Below are 17,906 nucleotides of genomic sequence, written 5' to 3' on the forward strand. Positions count from 1 at the left end.
TCAGGCCGCGCGCACCTTGCCCAGGAAGTACTCGTGGATTCGGGTGTCCCCCGTGATCTCCGGGTGGAACGACGTGCCGATCAGGTTGCCCTGCTCGACGGCCACGACGCGCCCGTCCCCGAGTTGCGCGAGCGGCGTCGCCCGCTCCCCGACTCTCTCCACGATGGGGGCGCGGATGAACACGGCATGCATCGGCTCTCCGCCGATCGCGGGAACGTCGAGGTCGGTCTCGAACGAGTCGAGCTGCGAGCCGAACGCGTTGCGGCGCACGGAGACGTCGAGTCCGCCGAGGCTCTGCTGTCCGCGGATGCCGTCGAGCACTCTGTCCGCCAGCATGATGAGGCCGGCGCAGGTGCCGTAGACCGGCAGGCCGTCGGCGATCGCCTGCTTCAACGGCTCGGCGAGCCCGAACGTGCGGGACAGCTTGTCCATGACGCTCGATTCGCCGCCAGGGATCACCAGGCCACCGACCTCCGCCAGTTCGGCGGGGCGGCGGACGGGCACGGCGTCGGCGCCCAGGCCGCGCAGGACCGCGATGTGCTCGCGGAAGTCTCCCTGCAGGGCCAGGACGCCGACCGGAGTGCTACCAGCCACGCTCGGCGAGGCGGTGCGGGGCGGCGAGGTCGGAGACGTTGATGCCGACCATGGCCTCACCGAGCCCACGGGACACCTCGGCGATCACGGCGGGGTCGTCGTAGAACGTGGTGGCCTTGACGATGGCCGCTGCGCGCTGCTCCGGGTTGCCCGACTTGAAGATGCCGGAGCCGACGAACACGCCGTCGGCGCCGAGCTGCATCATCATCGCGGCGTCCGCGGGGGTGGCGACGCCACCCGCGGTGAACAGGACGACCGGCAGCGTGCCGGTCTCGGCGATCTCGACCACGAGGTCGTACGGCGCCTGAAGCTCCTTCGCCGCGACGTACAGTTCATCCTTGCTCATTGCGCTGAGCGCGGCGATCTCGGACTTGATCTTGCGGATGTGCTTGGTCGCCTCCGAAACGTCGCCGGTCCCGGCCTCGCCCTTCGAGCGGATCATCGCGGCACCTTCGTTGATGCGGCGCAGGGCCTCACCCAGGTTGGTCGCACCGCAGACGAAGGGGACGGTGAAGCCCCACTTGTCGATGTGGTTGACGTAGTCGGCCGGGGACAGCACCTCGGATTCGTCGATGTAGTCGACGTCGAGCGCCTGCAGCACCTGCGCCTCGACGATGTGACCGATGCGGGCCTTCGCCATGACCGGGATGGAGACCTCGGCGATGATGGCCTCGATCAGGTCGGGGTCGCTCATCCTGGCGACACCGCCCTGCGCGCGGATGTCGGCGGGGACGCGCTCGAGCGCCATGACGGCGACGGCTCCTGCATCCTCAGCGATGCGCGCCTGCTCGGGGGTGACGACGTCCATGATGACGCCGCCCTTCAGCATTTCTGCCAGGCCCCGCTTGACCCTGTTCGATCCGGTGGCGGCGTTCTGCTCCGTGTCAGCCATCGTGGTCCTCTCGTCTGGAACTAAGTAATCTTTGACCTATGCCAAACGATAGCACTCGGTTCGATGCTCGCTAAACTCGGGAGCGACATGGATCAGATCATCACAGGCACGACCGCAGCCGAGATCGCAGACAGTGTGCGCACCCTGCACGAGCGCGGCGAACTGCGGACGGGGGATGCGCTCCCGCCCGTCCGCGAACTTGCCGCCCTGCTCGGCGTCAACCGCAACACGGCGGTCGCCGCATACCGTTTGCTCGCGCAGGCGGGCGTCGTCGTCGCCCGCGGAAGGGCTGGAACGGTGGTCGCCGGTCACGAAGCCGTCGCGCAGGAGGGCTACGCGGCCGACACCGTACTCCGCGACATCGGCACCGGCAACCCGGACACCAAGCGCATCCCCGACCCCAGCAGGGCGCTCGCGCGCGCCGCAGGACGACCTGTGCTCTACGGCGAGCCGGTGATCGACCCCGCTCTCGAGAGCCTGGCGCGCTCCTGGGCGAGCACGGACCTCCCCGGCGTCGACCTGCGCATCACCGTCACCAGCGGCGCCGTCGACGCCGTCGAGCGGCTGCTCGCGCAGGCGCTCCTCCGCGACGACGCTGTCGCGCTCGAAGACCCGTGCTTCCTCGCGAGCATCCACACCGTGCGGCTCGGCGGCTACCGCGCCGTCCCCGTGCCGGTCGATGAGGAAGGCATGACCGTCGCCGGTCTGCAGGCCGCGCTCGACGCCGGCGTCCGCGCGATCATCTGCACGCCGCGCGCCCAGAACCCGACAGGGTCGACTCTCACGCCCCGCAGGGCCGCGGCCCTTCGCGCGCTGCTGGCCGCGCATCCCTATGTTCTGGTCATCGAGGACGACCACTTCTCGATGCTCTCCCAGCTCCCCTACGAAACCCTCATCGGCCCGGACCACCGCCGTTTTGCGCTCGTGCGTTCGGTGTCGAAATTCCTCGGGCCAGACATGTGCCTCGCCATCGCGGCGACAGACCCGGAGACCGCCGATCGCCTCGCGCTCCGGCTCAGCCCCGGCACGACCTGGGTGAGCCACCTGCTGCAACGCCTCGTGCTCGCCCAGCTCACCGACGAGACCGTGCTTGCTGAGATCGCCGAAGCCGGCCGCCACTACGCCGAGCGCAACGCCGCCTTCGCCGCGAGGCTCGCGGAGCGAGGGCTGCACGCCTCCGCGGAGGACGGGCTCAACGTCTGGGTGGAGCTGCCGATCGAGGCCAAGGTCGTGGCAGAGCGGCTCATGCGGCGCGGCTGGCTCGCCCGCACGGGCGACGAGTTCCTGCTGACCGAGCGGGCAGCGCCGTCGCACCACCTGCGGCTCACGGTGCACGACCTCACGGAGGACGAGACGGGGCGGCTGGTCGACGACCTGGCTGACGCGAGCCGCTGAGGCGATGCGCCCTACTGGGTGCCGACGCTGACTCGTTGTGAGATTTGTTATTAATAGGTAACGTTTCACGCATGGTGCGATCATCAGAGCGCGGACTCCGCACAGTGATTGCCGCTGCCGCAATCGTCGTGGGGATCTCGGCCTCGTTGAGTGGTTGCTCGCTAGTCGGAGTTGACAAGGAAAAGCAGATGCAAGCGAATCTGGCGAACCAGCGAAAAGTCGCGGTGACCTTCATCAAGGACTACCCCAACCCAGACCTAGAGGCGATCAGATACGTCGATAGCGGCGGCGTTCGGGGTTACGGCTCATGGGCAGCCAATACGGTCATCACAGTGACGGGAAGGGATTACTACGGGACCCTTGGGACCTTCTTCTCTACCGGAGATGCCTTGCCTCCGATTGAATCAGAAATGCACCCTGGCCCAGTGACCCTGACTTACAGCGATGGCACGTCGGAGGTGCTGAATGACCACGGATGAAGACTTCGCTGACATAGCAGCAGAACCGTACGACGCCGACCCCCTCTGGAGGCAGCCGCCGGCTACGAAGGGAGAGTCCTTTCCGCGTTCAAATCCGCGCTATGTGTTGATTTCGGACCCGGTCAGTGATCCGGTCACCGGTTTCCAAGCCATAGCGGCAGCGCCGTTGGTGAACGGCGTTCCCGACTATTCGCAGGTGTTCGTGTCGTTCGCGGGAACGAACCCGGGACACCACGGCGACATCAGCGCGGACGCGCAAGTCGTGATCGGGTCGGAGACAGCCACCACAACACAGGCCGGCCAGGCACTCTCCTACGCCGACAACATCCGGACCTCCGTACGCGCAGAACACCCCGACGCAACCTTCTCCACCGTCGGGCACTCCCTCGGCGGATACCTCGCCCTCTACGTCGCCAGCGAACTCCACTGGACCTCGACAACCTTCAACGCACCCGACCCCTGGAACGCGCTCTCCCCGCAAGCCCAGCAGTGGCTACGCGACCAACGCAACGCCTGCACGATACCGTTGCGCAACTACGTGAGCGAATGGGACCCGATCGCCAACTTTCATGGCAACGGAACAGGCGCCGCCATCTACGTCACCGGCGACCCGGGCCACGACGCCATGTTCTACCACAACCTTGAAACCGGGTTCGATTTCACCCCCGACGGCTCGATCACAGCCGCCACCGCCGGCAGGTCCACCGTCGAAATCACCGACAACCTCCTCAGCGCATTCCCCGCCAGCGTGCGCGCCGCTCCCGCCGCCGCCCTGGCCGGCATCCTGACCGTGCTCCAACTCCCCGCCGTCGGCGCGTCCGTCGGCCGATCCCTGGCCGCCCTCACGGTCGCCGTCGACACCATCGCCGCCACCACTCTCGCCGCCACGATCTTGAAATCGACCGACCTGCTGACACAACTCAAAGAAATCAACAGCGGACTGATCCCGCAGATGCAACACGACCTCGACAATGCCAAACGCACCGCCCTCGACCTGCCATACATCACCGAAGCCGACATCGAGAACTGCGTGACAACCCACCGACTCCACGTCCACCACAACATCAACGAAGACGCCGTCGACACCGTCAACCGACGAATCGACAACCACATCACCACCATCCAACAGCTCTTCGACGGCATCAACACCGCCATCCACAACGCCACAGCACAAGACGAACAATGGGCATCCGTCTACCGACAGCCCGCCGTGAAAGCGAAGTAGCCCATGACCGACTACGGTTCGAACCACGCCGACCTGACGTACACGAGCCTGGCGGACCTGATCGAAGGCATCGGGAACGGCCTCGACGACATTGCGCATGACGCCCAAGGCTTCGTCGACGAGCTCGTGCACCAGGCCGCCGTCCAGCTTCTGAACGCGATGCTCCCGGCTATCGTTCACGGGCGTAACGCCGTCACACGTTCCACCCGGTGGGTCGCCGCAGAAGCCGGCACTCTCGAATTACAGTTCAACCTGGCCGGTGCCGGCGTCAGCACCACTGTCCTCGCCGGGCAGGTCGCCGAAAAGGTTGAGCTCGGCCTCAACCGCATCACCTCGGACCTCGACTTCACCGACGGTGTGAACAGCATCGCGTGAGTCCAGGGAGATTCGCTCGGGTTCCACGGGATGAGAGGATCGAGGGATGAAGATCCTCTCCATCCAGTCGGCGGTGGCATACGGCCACGTCGGCAACTCCGCAGCCGTGTTTCCGCTCCAGCGCATCGGGGTCGAGGTGCTCCCCGTCTACACGGTGAACTTCTCGAACCACACCGGGTACGGCGCCTGGCGCGGACCGCTGATCGCTCCGGAGGACGTGCGCGAGGTCATCACGGGCATCGAGGAGCGCGGTGTGCTCGGGCAGATCGACGCCGTGCTGTCCGGGTACCAGGGCGGCGAGGGCATCGGAGACGTGATCATCGACGCCGTCGCCAGGGTCAAGGCCGCCAACCCGGATGCGGTCTACGCCTGCGACCCGGTGATGGGGAACGCCACGTCCGGATGCTTCGTCGCCCCGGCCATCCCGGACCTGCTGCGGGACCGCGTGGTTCCCGTGGCCGACATCATCACCCCGAACCAGTTCGAGCTCGGTTACCTCACCGGCACCTCCCCCGACACGCTCGAGTCCACGCTCGAATCGGTGGATGCGGCGCGCGCCATGGGCCCGGACACCGTCCTCGTGACCAGCGTGGAACGCCCGGACCGACCAGAGGACACCATCGAGATGCTGGCCGTCGACGGCACCGGCGCGTGGATCGTGCAGACCCCGCGGCTGCCGATGAAGGCGAACGGCTCCGGGGACGTGACGGCCGCGCTGTTCACCGCGCACTACCTCCGCGACGGAAGCGCCGAGTCCGCCCTGCGCAAGACCGTGTCGAGCGTGTACGACCTGCTGACCCGCACCCTGGAGTCGGGTGAGCGGGAGCTGCAGCTCGTGGAGTCGCAGGAGTTCTACGCGCACCCGCGCGAGCAGTTCGTCGTGCGCCAGGTGCGCTGAGCACGCTGCGAGCAGGGAGAACGAAAGCGCCCGCACCGGGAACGGAGCGGGCGCTTTCGTCAGGAAGGGATTCGCAGCCTTTCGATCAGGCGTCGTCGTTCGGCCAGGCGGCTGCGATGGCCTCGCGCACATCGCCGAGGAGCTGCGGAAGCGCCTTCGTCTTGGCGATGATCGGCAGGAAGTTCGCATCCTGAGCCCACCGCGGCACGATGTGCTGGTGCAGGTGCGCCGCGATGCCCGCCCCTGCGATGGCTCCCTGATTCATTCCGATGTTGAAGCCGTCGTTCTTCGACACCTCGCGGATGACGCGCATCGCCGTCTGGGTGATGCTGCCGATCTCGGCGACCTCCTCCGGCGTCGCCTCGTCGTACTGCGCGATGTGACGGTACGGGCACACCAACAGATGGCCGCTGTTGTACGGGAACAGGTTGAGCAGTGCGTACGCGTGCTTCCCGCGCGCGACGATCAGCGCATCCTCGTCGCTCATGCTCGGCGCGACGCAGAACGGGCAGTCGTCTTCACCCGGCTGCTGCCCGTGCTGGATGTAGACCATCCGGTGGGGCGTCCACAGTCGCTGGAACTCGTCGGGAACGCCGACGAGGTAGCCGGGGTCGTCGATGCGGACCCCGGCCTCCTCGGCGCCGGCCGTTCCGGCCGCGCGCTCGGCGCTTCCGGTGCGGTCTGCGCTCTCCGCGTAGTCGTCGAGGCTCAGTCGAGCCATGCGGTGTCGACCTGCTCGTGCTTCTCGATCGCGGACACGATGCGGTCGATCGCCTCGTCCACGGTGACGCCGTTGCGCTGCGTGCCGTCGCGAAAGCGGAAGCTGACCGTGCCGGCCGACGCGTCCTCCTCGCCGACGATGAGCTGGAAGGGCACCTTGGCCTTGGTGTGCGTGCGGATCTTCTTCTGCATCCGGTCGTCCGAGTGGTCGACCTCGGCGCGCACGCCGCGCGCCTTGAGACGCGAGATGACGTCGTCCAGGAACGGTCCGAACTGGTCCGCCACCGGGATGCCGACGACCTGCACGGGCGACAGCCACACCGGGAACGCCCCGGCGTAGTGCTCGAGCAGGATCGCGAAGAACCGCTCGATCGACCCGAGCAGGGCGCGATGGATCATCGCGGGCTGCTTGCGGGTGCCGTCCGCCGCCGTGTACTCCAGCTCGAACAGCTCCGGCTGGTTGAAGTCGAGCTGCACGGTGGAGAGCTGCCAGGTGCGGCCGATCGCATCCCGAGCCTGGACCGAGATCTTGGGACCGTAGAACGCGGCCCCCCCCGGGTCGGCGACGAGCTCCAGCCCCGACTCGACGGCGACCTGCCGCAGCGTCTCCGTCGCCTGCTCCCAGCTCTCGTCCGAACCCACGTACTTGTCGGGGTCCTTGGTGGACAGCTCCAGGTAGAAGTCGGTGAGGCCGTAGCCGCGAAGCGTCTCAAGCACGAACTCGAGCTGGCGCGCGACCTCGTCCTTGATCTGCTCATCGGTGACGTAGATGTGCGCGTCGTCCTGAGTCAGGCCGCGCACGCGGGTGAGGCCGGAGAGCGTGCCGCTCTTCTCGTAGCGGTACACCGTGCCGAACTCGGCCAGGCGCAGCGGCAGTTCCCGGTAGCTGCGTCCACGTGCGCGATAGATCAGGTTGTGCATCGGGCAGTTCATGGGCTTCAGGTAGTAGTCCTGGCCCTGGCGGGTCACGTGACCCTCCGCATCCACCTCTTCGTCCAGGTGCATGGCGGGGAACATGCCGTCTTTGTACCAGTTGAGGTGCTGGCTGATCTCGTAGAGGCGGCCCTTGGTGATGTGCGGGGTGTTGACGAGCTCGTAGTCGTTCGCGATGAGGCGCTCGCGCATGAAGTTCTCGATCTCGTTGCGGATGATTCCACCCCTGGGGTGGAAGACCGCGAGACCGGAGCCGATCTCCTCCGGGAAGCTGAACAGGTCGAGCTCGGAGCCCAGCTTGCGGTGGTCGCGCTTGGCGGCCTCCTCCATGCGGGTCTGGTAAGCGCGCAGCTCGTCCTTGGTCGGCCACGCCGTTCCGTAGACGCGCTGGAGCTGCTTGTTCTTCTCGTTGCCACGCCAGTACGCTGCGGCGACGCGGGTGAGCGACCAGCCGTTGCCGATCATCCGGGTGTTCGGCAGGTGCGGCCCCCGGCAGAGGTCCTTCCAGACCGTCTCCCCCGTCTTCGGGTCCACATTGTCGTAGATGGTGAGCTCGGAGCCGCCAACCTCGACGGACTCGCTGTCGTCGAACGCGGTGGTGTCGCCGTGCACGACGCCGCCCTTGAGCCCGATGAGCTCCAGCTTGTACGGCTCGTTCGCGAGCTCGGCGCGCGCCTCGTCGTCCGTGACGACCCTGCGCACGAAACGCTGACCGGCGCGCACGATGCGCGACATCTCTTTGTCGAGCGCCTTCAAGTCCTCCGGCGTGAACGACTCGGCGACGTCGAAGTCGTAGTAGAACCCGTCGGTGATGGGCGGGCCGATGCCGAGCTTGGCCTCCGGGTTGATCGCCTGGACGGCCTGCGCGAGCACGTGCGCCGTCGAGTGCCGCAGGATGTTCAGCCCGTCCGGGGAGTCGATGGTCACCGGTTCGACGGTGTCCGTAGTCGTGACCTGCGTTGCGAGATCTTTCAGCTCGCCGTTGACGCGCATCGCGACAACGGAACGGTCGGTGAAGAGCTCGAAGCCGTCAGCCACCTTTTCCACTCCTTGGATCGTGTTAATCGGAACCCTTCAACCTTAGTGCGCACGGGATGGGCGGCTTGGCGCGCCAGGGCGAAGCGCACAGCGTTCTCCACAGGCCGCGGGTCCGGAAACGACGAGATGCCAGAAACGGCGTCGAGATCGGGTGGGATCGGCGCAGTTACCGGTATCTCGTGGCCGCTAGTCGTTGCGGCGCATCCAGTGCTCGCGCAGGAACATCCGCCCGAACCACGCGCTGAGGCCGTTGCCGCCGAATTCGTCCGGGTCGGCGTCGAAGACCTCCGTACCCTCGGGTTCGGGGAGCGCGTCCGCCTCAGCGGCTGTCAGCGTCGTGTGCACGGCGGCCGTGGTGATGCGGCCGACCACGCCGGCGTCCACGAACCTCAGCCCCCGCCGAGTCGAGACGGCGATTCCGTCGAAGAGGTCGATCGTGCTGTCCTGGAGCACGTGCTCGACGGTGCCGATCTCGGCGCCGTCAGCATCCAGAACAGCCGTGCCTTTGGCGAGTGCGGTGTATGCGATCGGCGTCTCCGCCTGCCCCTGTGTGTTGTCCGTCACGTCGCGAACTCTACGCCCCGCGGCTCCAGCTCGCCCACACCGGCAGAGCGGTTCCCCGGAGTCCACTGGCCCGGTGCTCGGTGGCTCCGTCTCACTTTCCCGTGATGTGCGCCAGCCGGATGAGGTTTCTGGCCGCCATGGCGACGGTGAGCGGCCCGACGCGCGGGACGAAGACGCCAGCCCGCTCCTTGGCCGACTCGGCGAAGTTGGTGAACTCCGCGACATCGACGCAGATCGCGCCCTCACGGATCTCGTCGCCGCGGATGAGTTCGAAGTCCCTGGAGGGCACCGCGGAGATGACGACGTCGGCGTCTGCCAGCGCTGCGGCGCGGTCGATACCCGAGGAGCGCACCTCGTGGGTGTGCCGTCCGATGGCGGGCTCGTAGGTGACGGCTCCCGAGATGTCGAGCGAGTGGACGCGGGCGCCGTCGTTGGCGAGCATCGCCGCGAGCGGGCGTCCGACGACCTCGCTGCGGTTGATCACGCACGCCGTGACACCCTCGAGCGGGGCGTTCCCGCTGGTGCCGCGCATCCCTGCTCGGTTCAGCAGCTTCAGAATGGCGAGTGGCGTGCACGGCAGGATCGCACGCAGCGTGCGGCCGGAGTCGACGAACCGCTCGTTCTCGTAGAGCAGGCGGCTCCAGAAGGAGTGCATCCCCTCGATGTCCTTGCGGGGGTCGACCAGTTCGCGCAGCCACCGGTCGTCGCGGCCGGCGAGCGGGTAGTAGAGGAAGATGCCGTCGACCTCCGCGTCGACGTTCGCGGCCGCGACGGCCGCCTCTGCCTCGTCCGGCGTGACATGGCGGAGGTCGAAGTCGATGCCGACATCGTCGAAACCCCGCCGTGCGAAGCGCGCATACGTTGCGGCGGGCCCATCGTCCTGGCCGAGGAGACCGACGACGCGCAGCGTGCGCCCCTCTGCCCGGAGCCGTGCCACATCCTCACGGACCTCGTCGCGGAAGGCTGCGGCCACGGGGGACGGATCGAGCACGGTCGCGGTCATGAGGCCTCCTGGAGACGATGGGCGAGCTCCGTGCGCGTCGCGAGGAGGGCGGGCGCGTGGAGGGAATTCGAGCGGTCGAGCTGGGCGAGATTGACGTCGACGGTGCGGATGGCGGCCCACGCGGCGCCGCGGATGACGTCGCGGCCCGCGATCACGTCGCTGACGATTCCCGGCTTCACGACGGACTCGGCCGCGTGTGCGGCGTCGATGGCGTCGACGAGGGCCGCGACGAGCGCGAGCGGGCGCTGTGTCGCTGCAACGGTCGCCGCCTCGATGGCCTCTCGGCGCTGCTCACGCTCTGCGTTGTCCGAGCGCGGCAGGCGGTAGGCGGACATCACGCTCTCGAAGTCCGCCACGTCGGCATCCGCTCCGGGGACGATGCGCCCCTGAAGGGCAGCGAGCCGCTCACCCAGCGCGTCCAGCTCCGGGTCGGCCGTCACCGCGAGAGCCATCTGCACGAGGCTCACCCCGAGCGCCCCGGTGATCGCAGCGATGGAACCGCCGCCCGGGGTCGGTTCGGACGATGCTGTCCTCGACAGCAGCTCCGACGAGGGGAGCACCCACAAACTCTGTTGCACCCACCAAGCCTATCCACGCCGGAAGCGCAGCCCGGCCTCGACGTGCGTCCCTCGGCGAGGGTCCCTCGGCGAGGGCTCGTCAGCGAGGGCTCGTCAGCGAGGGCTCGTCAGCGAGGGCTCGTCAGCGAGGGCTCGTCAGCGAGGGCTCGTCAGCGCGGGCTCGTCAGTCGCCGGTCCGTGCTGCGGGCACCGAGCGGCCGGTAGGTCCGGTGCGTCACCCGCGACGCCTGACGGACCGGGGTCGATTCGAACTGCTGCGGAGGCACGCCGTCGAACACGCGCACCCCTGCTCCGGCGATGTACGGCGTCTGATGGAGTCGCAGTTCATTGATGAGCCACGCCGTCAGATAGGCATTGACCGTGCCCGGTCGCTGTATACCGCGCCCATCATGTGACTCCACCACCCGGGTCGGTGCAATCGTTTCGATGGCAGATCGGCCGGGAGTTCTCCGACAGGCATACGGAGGGGATGCACGAACCGGGTAGGCGCGAACCGAGAAACAGAAAAACCCCCGGGTGAACCGGGGGTTTTGCGTGGTGGGCGATACTGGGATCGAACCAGTGACCTCTTCCGTGTCAGGGAAGCGCGCTACCGCTGCGCCAATCGCCCAAGCCTGAATGATTCCAGGTTGGAGGTGGATACGGGATTCGAACCCGTGTATACGGCTTTGCAGGCCGCTGCCTCGCCTCTCGGCCAATCCACCGTTTGGGTTCACCACCGTTGTGAGAAGCCCGACCTTTCGGTCGGGCTGACTCGAGCGGATGACGAGATTCGAACTCGCGACCCTCACCTTGGCAAGGTGATGCGCTACCAACTGCGCTACATCCGCATTTCGTTCCGCATCTCTGCGGCACTTGAATGACTTTAGCTGATGCCGACGCGGAAAACCAAACCGGGTGACGCAGCCGGGTGTGTCGCGCTGTCGATGTGCGCTCGCCCCTGTTCGTCGGCTAGTATCGAGTCTCGCAGCCGGTTCACGGCAGCGAAACCCCAGGGCGATTGGCGCAGTTGGTAGCGCGCTTCCTTCACACGGAAGAGGTCATCGGTTCGAGTCCGGTATCGCCCACCGAAGATCCCGATCGCCGCCATCGCGGCCTGCTACCGTGACACGCGGGGGTATGCGATAAAGCGCTTGTTCATTGTGCTTGGTGCGGCTGTTCTCGCCGTGGGACTGGCGGGATGCGTCAGCGTGCCGTCCCCGTTCGACGGCGAGAGAACCGCCGGCGACGATGCGCCTGCGAGAGCAGGCGTGCTCGGCGTGACCACGGTCACCGGAGTCGAATTCGCCGTGCGGGCAGGCGGGTTTGTCGACGAGCCGTCTGCGGGCGACGTGGAGGTCTCGCCGTGGCTGCGACAGAAGGCGACCGCCGACCGGTGAGGGTGCGCACCAGGTGGATCAGTGGAATCGTCGCTGCCTTCGCCGTGGTCGTCGGGATCGGCGGGCTGTACGCGCTCGCGAGCCTGCACGCCGCAACAGCGGACTGGTGGCCACAGGCCATCCCCACCCGCGTGCAGTACGACCATCATGACTTCAGCTGCCTCGACGGCGGGCGGCCGAGGCCTGCCGAGCGAAGCGAGGTGGACGGACTCGAACCGCGCGGGCACACTGTCGGCGGCGGAGTCATCTACGCGCCGCCCGGCAACGACACGCCGACCGGGATCGTCGTGTCCGGGAACGGCGAACTGCGCCACTGTTCCCTCAGCGGAGGCCCGTGACGCCGAACGGCGAACACAATAGCTCCAGCCCCTCAGCAGCTCTAGCCCCTCAGCGCCACCCGTAGCGCGCGACGAGCGCGTCGCGCACCGCGCCGTAGCGGCGGCGGTCGAGGGCCGTGGCCTCGCGCCGCATCCCCGCCTGGTGGAGGCGGAAGACGCGGTCGGTGTTCACGTAGCTCGGCCTGTGCTGCGCATCCCAGTCCCCCGTGCCGATCGGCACGTACTCTGTGCGGCCGGGATGCGCCTGGCTGGTGAGCTGCACGGCCAGCACCGTGCCCGCGCGCTCGGTGGCGACGACCAGCACCGGCCGGTCCTTGCCTCGGCCGTCGCGCTCCTCGTACGGCACCCAGGTCCAGACGATCTCGCCGGGGTCGGCGTCGCCGTCCGTGCTCGGGGCGTACGCCATCGTCACGCGGCCGATGGCGCGCGGGTCGACCTCGACGGTCGCGGACGGGCCGGAACGGCCGGGCTCATCCCCTGCTGTCCGCGGCGGAACCGCCGAGCGCTTCTGCGTCGTCGGCCGGGTCGTCGTCCTGGTCGTGATCGGCGGCGTCTTCTTCATCGGAAGCAGCGCGTTCGCGATCGCGCGCACGAGGTTCATCGGGAAAGCCACCGTCCGCACGATACCGGAGCCTGGTCAGCCCGAGGGTGTAGCGCAGCGCGACCGCGATCAGCAGCGAGACGACGAACGAGTACGCGGCCACGCCGAGCCCGGCGACCGCCTGCGCCACGAACAGGTCGAAGTTGCCGCTGTCGACCATCCCGTCTCCGTTGGCGAACAGGCCGATGTAGAGAAGGCCAACCAGGCTCGCCACGATGTGGATGACGCAGATCGTCATGGGCACGCCGAACCGGGCTCTGGCGGCCAGGTCGACCATGCTCGCGCAGGCGATCGCGGCCAGCGCGCCGAGCAGCAGCGACCAGCCGAGCGTCAGCACACCGGATGCCGGGGTGATCGCCACCAGGCCGGCCACGGCCCCGCAGAGCGCGCTCGTGACCGTCGGCCGGCGCAGCAGCACCCTGTCGACGATGATCCACATCAACGCGCCGCCCGCGGACGCCATCAGCGTGTTCAGCGCGATCAGCGGGGCGAACGCGTCGAGGGCGCCCTCGGAGCCGACCGTGAGGCCGAACCAGCCGACCCAGACGAGCGCTCCCCCGGCCGCCACCAGCGGGAGACGGCGTTCGCCGGCGACGGGATGGTCGCGGTGGCCGCAGGCGAGGATGACCCCGGCCGCTCCGCTGCCGGCCGCGAGGCTGATCGGGATGGCTCCGCCGAAGTCGATGACGTGCATCCCTGCCACCGCCCAGCCGTCGCCGAGCGCGAACACCGCGTATCCGGCGGGGAACAGCACGAGCACCGACCAGAGCGCGGAGAACACGGCCCAGGCACGCAGCGTCACCCGCGAGGCGACGGCCGTGCCCAGGATGGTCACCGCCACCGCGCACACCGCGATCAGATAGCAGGCGCGCGCCAACGGATACAGAGTGGATGCGGTCCCCTGCCCCGGACGGAAGACGTCGGCGAGACCCCAGTCCGGCCGCCCGATCAGGTGGGCGACGAGCGGTACGCCCGCGAGCATCCCGTAGCCGCCGAGCACCGCGAGGACGACGACGATCGCGGAGCCGGTGAGCGCTGCCCGGAATGCCTGCGACGCTCCCCTGGCACCCGTCATCCCTCCGTAGAAGAACGCGAGGCCGGGGACCACCGCCATGACGAAGGTGGCGCTCACCAGCAGCAGGAGGGCGTCGACCTGCTGGCTCGTGGCAGGCGTCATCCGTCCTCCTCATCGCGCGAACCGGGCAGCAACACCCTACTGGGCCGCACACGCGGAACGGGGCGCCGCCCGAAGGCGACACCCCGCTCGCGTGCTGTGTGGCTGCCGAACCGATCAGACCGTCTCGAGGGCGTAGCCCTCTTCGCCGTGCACCACCGTGTCGACACCGGCGAGCTCGTCCTCGTTCTTGATCCGGAAGCCCATCGTGCGCTGGATGACCGTGCCGATGATCCAGGCGAGCACGAAGGAGTAGATCATGACGCCGAACGCGCCGACCGCCTGCGCTCCCAACTGCGCGAAGCTGCCACCGTAGAGCAGGCTGGAGAAGCCCTTGCTGGCGTCGCCGTCGATGTGGGTGAAGCCGAAGACGCCGATCCACAGCGTTCCGATGAGGCCGCCGATGAGGTGGATGCCGACCACGTCGAGCGAGTCGTCGAAGCCGAGCTTGAACTTCAGGTCGATGGCGATGGCGCAGACAGCACCGGCCACGAGGCCGAGGAGGATCGCGAAGCCGGGCGTCAGGATGTTACAGGCCGGGGTGATCGCGACCAGACCGGTGACCGCACCGGACGCCGCACCGATGGAGGTCGGCTTGCCGTCCTTGAGCTTCTCGACGATCAGCCAGCCGATGGTCGCGGCTGCCGGAGCGGCGAGGGTGTTGATCCAGGCGAGCGCTGCGACGCCGTCGACAGCGGCCTCTGAGCCGGCGTTGAAGCCGAACCAGCCGAACCACAGGAGAGCCGCGCCCAGGAGCGTGAGCGGCACGTTGTGCGGCTTCGACATGCCTTTCTGGAAGCCGACGCGCTTGCCGAGCACCAGGGCGAGCGCGAGGCCAGCAGCACCGGCGTTGATGTGGACCGCCGTGCCACCGGCGAAGTCGTTGACGTGGAGGACGGCGGGCGCCCATCCATCGGCCAGGTTGAACACCCAGTATGCGACCGGGAAGTACACGACCGTGACCCAGATGCCCGCGAACACCATCCACGCGCCGAACTTGGCGCGGTCGGCGATCGCGCCGGAGATCAGGGCGACCGTGATGATGGCGAAGGTGGCCTGGAACCCGGCGAAGGCGAGGCCGCCGAGGTCGGGGGTCATGCCGTCCTTGCCCATCAGGCTGGACAGGAACCAGTCGGGGGCTCCGAGGAAGTGCGGGATGATCGGCTTGCCGAACGCGAGGCCGTACCCGTAGAACACCCACAGGACGCCCACGATCGCCATCGCGCCGAAGCTCATCATCATCATGCTGATCACGCTCTTGGCGCGGACCATTCCTCCGTAGAAGAAGGCGACACCGGGGGTCATCAGCAGAACAAGTGCTGCGGCGACGAGCAGCCACAGGGAGTTGACGGTCCCTGCGGGTGCGTAGTCCGCTGCTGTGTGTAGCAACATACGTTGGTCTACCTCTCTCATGAATGCACACGGGCCCCGGTCTGGCTGATCGGTGAGCGTTTCGGGGTGTGCCCAGTTTCATCACGGGAGGTTTCCGTGGAGGGATGCTCGTGTTTCGCGTCTGTTACGCATCCACAATGCATGTAAACATCGTGTTTCGCGCCGCCACGAATCCGTCGTGCACCGACGTGCGTGCTGCGTCAGTCGTGCGGCATCAGTCGTGCGGGGGAAGCTCCCCGGTGGTCAGCGCGATCATGCGGGAGACGGACCTGAGGTACTTCTTGCGGTAGCCGCCGCCCAGCATCTCCTCGTCGAAGACCTCGCTGAGCGGGGTGCCGGTCTGCACGATCGGGATCTCGGCGTCGTAGACGCGGTCGATGAACGCGACCAGGCGGAGCGCCGCCATCTGATCGTGCAGGATGCGCACATCGGTGAGCCCGATGACGTCGACGCCGTCGAGAAGCTTGATGTACCGCGATGGATGCACGGTCGCCAGGTGCGCGATGAGCGCGTCGAAGTCGTCGCTGGTGACGGTCTCGCCGCGCGAGCTGAGCGCGCCGGTGATCCTGTCGTACTCCTCGCGTTCGACGGTGACCGCACGCCCTTCCGTGTCGCGGCGGCGGTAGTCGAGCCCGTCGATGCGGATGGTCTCGAAATTGGCGGACAGCGACTGGATCTCGCGCAGGAAGTCGCTCGCGGCGAACCGGCCCTCGCCGAGCGCGTTGGGCGGGGTGTTGCTGGTGGCCGCGATACGGGTCCCCGATGCGACGAGCTCGCCGAGCATCCTGGTCATCATCATCGTGTCGCCCGGGTCGTCGAGCTCGAACTCGTCGATGCAGATCAGGGCGGAGCCGCGGAGCAGGTTGACGGCGCCCGCGTAGCCGAGCGCCCCCACCAGAGCCGTGTACTCGATGAACGTGCCGAAGTACTTGGGGCCGGGCGCTTCGTGCCAGAGGGATGCGAGCAGATGGGTCTTGCCGACGCCGAACCCGCCGTCGAGGTACACGCCCGGCTTCGTCTCCGCCTTCTTGCGGTTGCGGCTGAACAGTCCCGCCGGGCGCTGCGGCTCCCACGACTTCGCGAAGGTGCGCAGGATGCTCACGGCCTCCGCCTGCGACGGGTAGTCGTGGTCCGGGCGGTACGACTCGAAGGTGGCGTTGTGGAACTGCGACGGCGGGACCAGCGATGACGCGATCTCGGCCCCGGTGATCTGCGGGGCACGGTCGGCGAGGCGCACGAGAGCGCCGGTCTGGTCGATCGTCATGGAAGCTGCACCTTTGTGTCGAAGTCTTACCGCACCGGTTTACGCGCAGATAGCCTGGAACGTAAGTTCGCACAGTGTCGGGGTGTCCAGCCTAAACCGACGCAGTCGATTGTTCCCCTCGCGCTCACGAGGCGCTCTCTGGAGGTAATGCAACCATGTCCATCGAGGTCGACCGCTCCCCCGCTTTCGCCGACTACGCGCATCCCGAGCGGCTGGTGAGCACCGAGTGGCTCGCCGAGCACCTTGGGCAGCCCGGCCTGGCCGTGGTGGAGTCCGACGAGGACGTGCTGCTCTACGAGACGGGCCACATCCCCGGCGCGGTGAAGATCGACTGGCACACCGACCTCAACGACCCTGTGCAGCGCGACTACGTCGACGGCGAGCGCTTCGCAGAGCTGCTCGGTTCCAAGGGAATCGCCCGCGACACGACCGTGGTGATCTACGGCGACAAGAACAACTGGTGGGCGGCGTACGCGCTCTGGGTGTTCACGCTGTTCGGCCACGAGGACGTCCGGCTGCTCGACGGCGGACGCGACAAGTGGATCGCCGAGGGCCGCGAGCTCACCAAGGACAAGCCGAGCGTGACCCCGGTCGAATACCCCGTGGTCGAGCGAGACGACACGGTCATCCGCGCGTTCAAGGACGATGTCCTCGCGCATCTCGGCCAACCGCTCATCGACGTCCGCTCGCCCGAGGAGTACAGCGGCGAGCGCACCGAGATCCCCGGATACCCGACGGAGGGCGCACTGCGCGCCGGCCACATCCCGTCGGCGGCGTCCGTGCCGTGGGCGAGGGCGGCGGCACCGGATGCGACGTTCAAGCGCCGCGCGGAGCTCGAGTCCATCTATCTCGGCGAGGCGGGGCTGAAAGAGGGCGACGATGTGATCGCTTACTGCCGCATCGGCGAGCGGTCGAGCCACACCTGGTTCGTGCTCACGCACCTGCTGGGTTTCGAGAACGTGCGCAACTACGACGGCTCCTGGACCGAGTGGGGTTCCGCTGTGCGCGTACCGATCGTGACGGGCAGCGAGCCGGGGGCCGTTCCGGCGAAGTAGCCTTGTCGT

General features: G+C 67.7%; 20 protein-coding genes and 4 tRNA genes. 9 read left to right on the forward strand and 15 right to left on the reverse strand.

Annotated elements, in window-relative coordinates; genetic code table 11:
* Together pdxT and pdxS are read right to left on the reverse strand one after the other, a co-directional pair.
* Window positions 1-594: a pyridoxal 5'-phosphate synthase glutaminase subunit PdxT gene (gene pdxT / locus ACYVGI_RS08025; protein ID WP_460632091.1), complete on the reverse strand. Its 594-nt coding sequence runs from the start codon at window positions 592-594 to the stop codon at window positions 1-3.
* A complete protein-coding gene (gene pdxS / locus ACYVGI_RS08030; protein ID WP_460632092.1) occupies window positions 584-1,486 on the reverse strand; it encodes a pyridoxal 5'-phosphate synthase lyase subunit PdxS in 903 nt (300 codons plus the stop codon). Before pdxS ends, pdxT begins: the two co-directional genes overlap by 11 nt.
* Window positions 1,487-1,573: 87 nt before the next feature.
* Between pdxS and ACYVGI_RS08035 the strand changes: the two genes are divergently transcribed.
* From ACYVGI_RS08035 to pdxY, 5 genes are all read left to right on the forward strand, one after another.
* Window positions 1,574-2,881 (forward strand): aminotransferase class I/II-fold pyridoxal phosphate-dependent enzyme, encoded by a 1,308-nt coding sequence (locus tag ACYVGI_RS08035; protein WP_460632093.1) that lies wholly within the window; start codon window positions 1,574-1,576, stop codon window positions 2,879-2,881.
* Between the two features lie 188 nt (window positions 2,882-3,069).
* Entirely contained in the window at window positions 3,070-3,360 is a 291-nt protein-coding gene (locus ACYVGI_RS08040) for a hypothetical protein (RefSeq protein ID WP_460632094.1), read from the forward strand.
* Window positions 3,347-4,585, forward strand: a complete 1,239-nt coding sequence (locus ACYVGI_RS08045; protein ID WP_460632095.1) for a hypothetical protein — start codon at window positions 3,347-3,349, stop codon at window positions 4,583-4,585. Before ACYVGI_RS08040 ends, ACYVGI_RS08045 begins: the two co-directional genes overlap by 14 nt.
* 3 nt (window positions 4,586-4,588) lie before the next feature.
* Window positions 4,589-4,960 carry a hypothetical protein gene (locus ACYVGI_RS08050; RefSeq protein ID WP_460632096.1) on the forward strand — a complete coding sequence of 124 codons (372 nt, stop codon included), beginning with the start codon at window positions 4,589-4,591 and terminating at the stop codon, window positions 4,958-4,960.
* Window positions 4,961-5,006: 46 nt separating this feature from the next.
* Window positions 5,007-5,858: a pyridoxal kinase PdxY gene (pdxY, locus tag ACYVGI_RS08055; protein ID WP_460632097.1), complete on the forward strand. Its 852-nt coding sequence runs from the start codon at window positions 5,007-5,009 to the stop codon at window positions 5,856-5,858.
* 85 nt (window positions 5,859-5,943) lie between these two features.
* Here the strand turns inward: pdxY and ACYVGI_RS08060 are convergent, their stop codons facing one another.
* From ACYVGI_RS08060 to ACYVGI_RS08100, 9 genes are all read right to left on the reverse strand, one after another.
* Window positions 5,944-6,579: an HIT family protein gene (locus tag ACYVGI_RS08060; protein ID WP_460632098.1), complete on the reverse strand. Its 636-nt coding sequence runs from the start codon at window positions 6,577-6,579 to the stop codon at window positions 5,944-5,946.
* Window positions 6,567-8,549 carry a threonine--tRNA ligase gene (thrS, locus tag ACYVGI_RS08065; protein WP_460632099.1) on the reverse strand — a complete coding sequence of 661 codons (1,983 nt, stop codon included), beginning with the start codon at window positions 8,547-8,549 and terminating at the stop codon, window positions 6,567-6,569. Before thrS ends, ACYVGI_RS08060 begins: the two co-directional genes overlap by 13 nt.
* A gap of 186 nt (window positions 8,550-8,735) precedes the next feature.
* On the reverse strand, window positions 8,736-9,113 hold the full coding sequence (locus ACYVGI_RS08070; protein WP_460632100.1) for a hypothetical protein: 378 nt from the start codon (window positions 9,111-9,113) through the stop codon (window positions 8,736-8,738).
* Window positions 9,114-9,204: 91 nt separating this feature from the next.
* Complete coding sequence (locus ACYVGI_RS08075; protein WP_460632101.1) at window positions 9,205-10,116, reverse strand: bifunctional methylenetetrahydrofolate dehydrogenase/methenyltetrahydrofolate cyclohydrolase; 912 nt, start codon at window positions 10,114-10,116, stop codon at window positions 9,205-9,207.
* On the reverse strand, window positions 10,113-10,694 hold the full coding sequence (locus tag ACYVGI_RS08080; RefSeq protein WP_460632102.1) for a cyclodeaminase/cyclohydrolase family protein: 582 nt from the start codon (window positions 10,692-10,694) through the stop codon (window positions 10,113-10,115). Before ACYVGI_RS08080 ends, ACYVGI_RS08075 begins: the two co-directional genes overlap by 4 nt.
* A 149-nt stretch (window positions 10,695-10,843) precedes the next feature.
* Window positions 10,844-11,098, reverse strand: coding sequence for a hypothetical protein (locus ACYVGI_RS08085; RefSeq protein WP_460632103.1), 255 nt, complete (start codon window positions 11,096-11,098; stop codon window positions 10,844-10,846).
* A 131-nt stretch (window positions 11,099-11,229) separates the two neighbouring features.
* Window positions 11,230-11,304 (reverse strand) — tRNA-Val (locus tag ACYVGI_RS08090).
* 20 nt (window positions 11,305-11,324) lie between these two features.
* Window positions 11,325-11,398: transfer RNA gene (locus ACYVGI_RS08095), tRNA-Cys, on the reverse strand.
* Between the two features lie 53 nt (window positions 11,399-11,451).
* Window positions 11,452-11,524, reverse strand: a tRNA-Gly gene (locus ACYVGI_RS08100).
* Between the two features lie 164 nt (window positions 11,525-11,688).
* Between ACYVGI_RS08100 and ACYVGI_RS08105 the strand changes: the two genes are divergently transcribed.
* From ACYVGI_RS08105 to ACYVGI_RS08115, 3 genes are all read left to right on the forward strand, one after another.
* Window positions 11,689-11,761: transfer RNA gene (locus ACYVGI_RS08105), tRNA-Val, on the forward strand.
* Window positions 11,762-11,827: 66 nt separating this feature from the next.
* A complete protein-coding gene (locus ACYVGI_RS08110) occupies window positions 11,828-12,073 on the forward strand; it encodes a hypothetical protein (protein WP_460632104.1) in 246 nt (81 codons plus the stop codon).
* Complete coding sequence (locus tag ACYVGI_RS08115) at window positions 12,040-12,411, forward strand: hypothetical protein (protein ID WP_460632105.1); 372 nt, start codon at window positions 12,040-12,042, stop codon at window positions 12,409-12,411. Before ACYVGI_RS08110 ends, ACYVGI_RS08115 begins: the two co-directional genes overlap by 34 nt.
* A gap of 49 nt (window positions 12,412-12,460) precedes the next feature.
* On the opposite strand, the gene ACYVGI_RS08120 is transcribed toward ACYVGI_RS08115, so the two are convergent.
* The 4 genes from ACYVGI_RS08120 to zapE all read right to left on the reverse strand — a co-directional run bounded on the left by ACYVGI_RS08120 (window position 12,461) and on the right by zapE (window position 16,842).
* Entirely contained in the window at window positions 12,461-12,973 is a 513-nt protein-coding gene (locus ACYVGI_RS08120; protein WP_460632106.1) for a type II toxin-antitoxin system PemK/MazF family toxin, read from the reverse strand.
* On the reverse strand, window positions 12,882-14,189 hold the full coding sequence (locus tag ACYVGI_RS08125; RefSeq protein ID WP_460632107.1) for an ammonium transporter: 1,308 nt from the start codon (window positions 14,187-14,189) through the stop codon (window positions 12,882-12,884). Before ACYVGI_RS08125 ends, ACYVGI_RS08120 begins: the two co-directional genes overlap by 92 nt.
* A 114-nt stretch (window positions 14,190-14,303) precedes the next feature.
* Window positions 14,304-15,578 (reverse strand): ammonium transporter, encoded by a 1,275-nt coding sequence (locus ACYVGI_RS08130; protein WP_460632108.1) that lies wholly within the window; start codon window positions 15,576-15,578, stop codon window positions 14,304-14,306.
* 214 nt (window positions 15,579-15,792) lie between these two features.
* Window positions 15,793-16,842, reverse strand: coding sequence for a cell division protein ZapE (zapE, locus tag ACYVGI_RS08135; RefSeq protein ID WP_460632109.1), 1,050 nt, complete (start codon window positions 16,840-16,842; stop codon window positions 15,793-15,795).
* A 155-nt stretch (window positions 16,843-16,997) separates the two neighbouring features.
* Between zapE and ACYVGI_RS08140 the strand changes: the two genes are divergently transcribed.
* The gene (locus ACYVGI_RS08140) at window positions 16,998-17,897 is read left to right on the forward strand and encodes a sulfurtransferase (RefSeq protein ID WP_460632110.1); all 900 of its coding nucleotides are present in this window, start codon (window positions 16,998-17,000) and stop codon (window positions 17,895-17,897) included.
* The last annotated feature ends 9 nt before the right edge of the window (window positions 17,898-17,906 follow it).

Source organism: Leifsonia lichenia, from assembly GCF_054780215.1.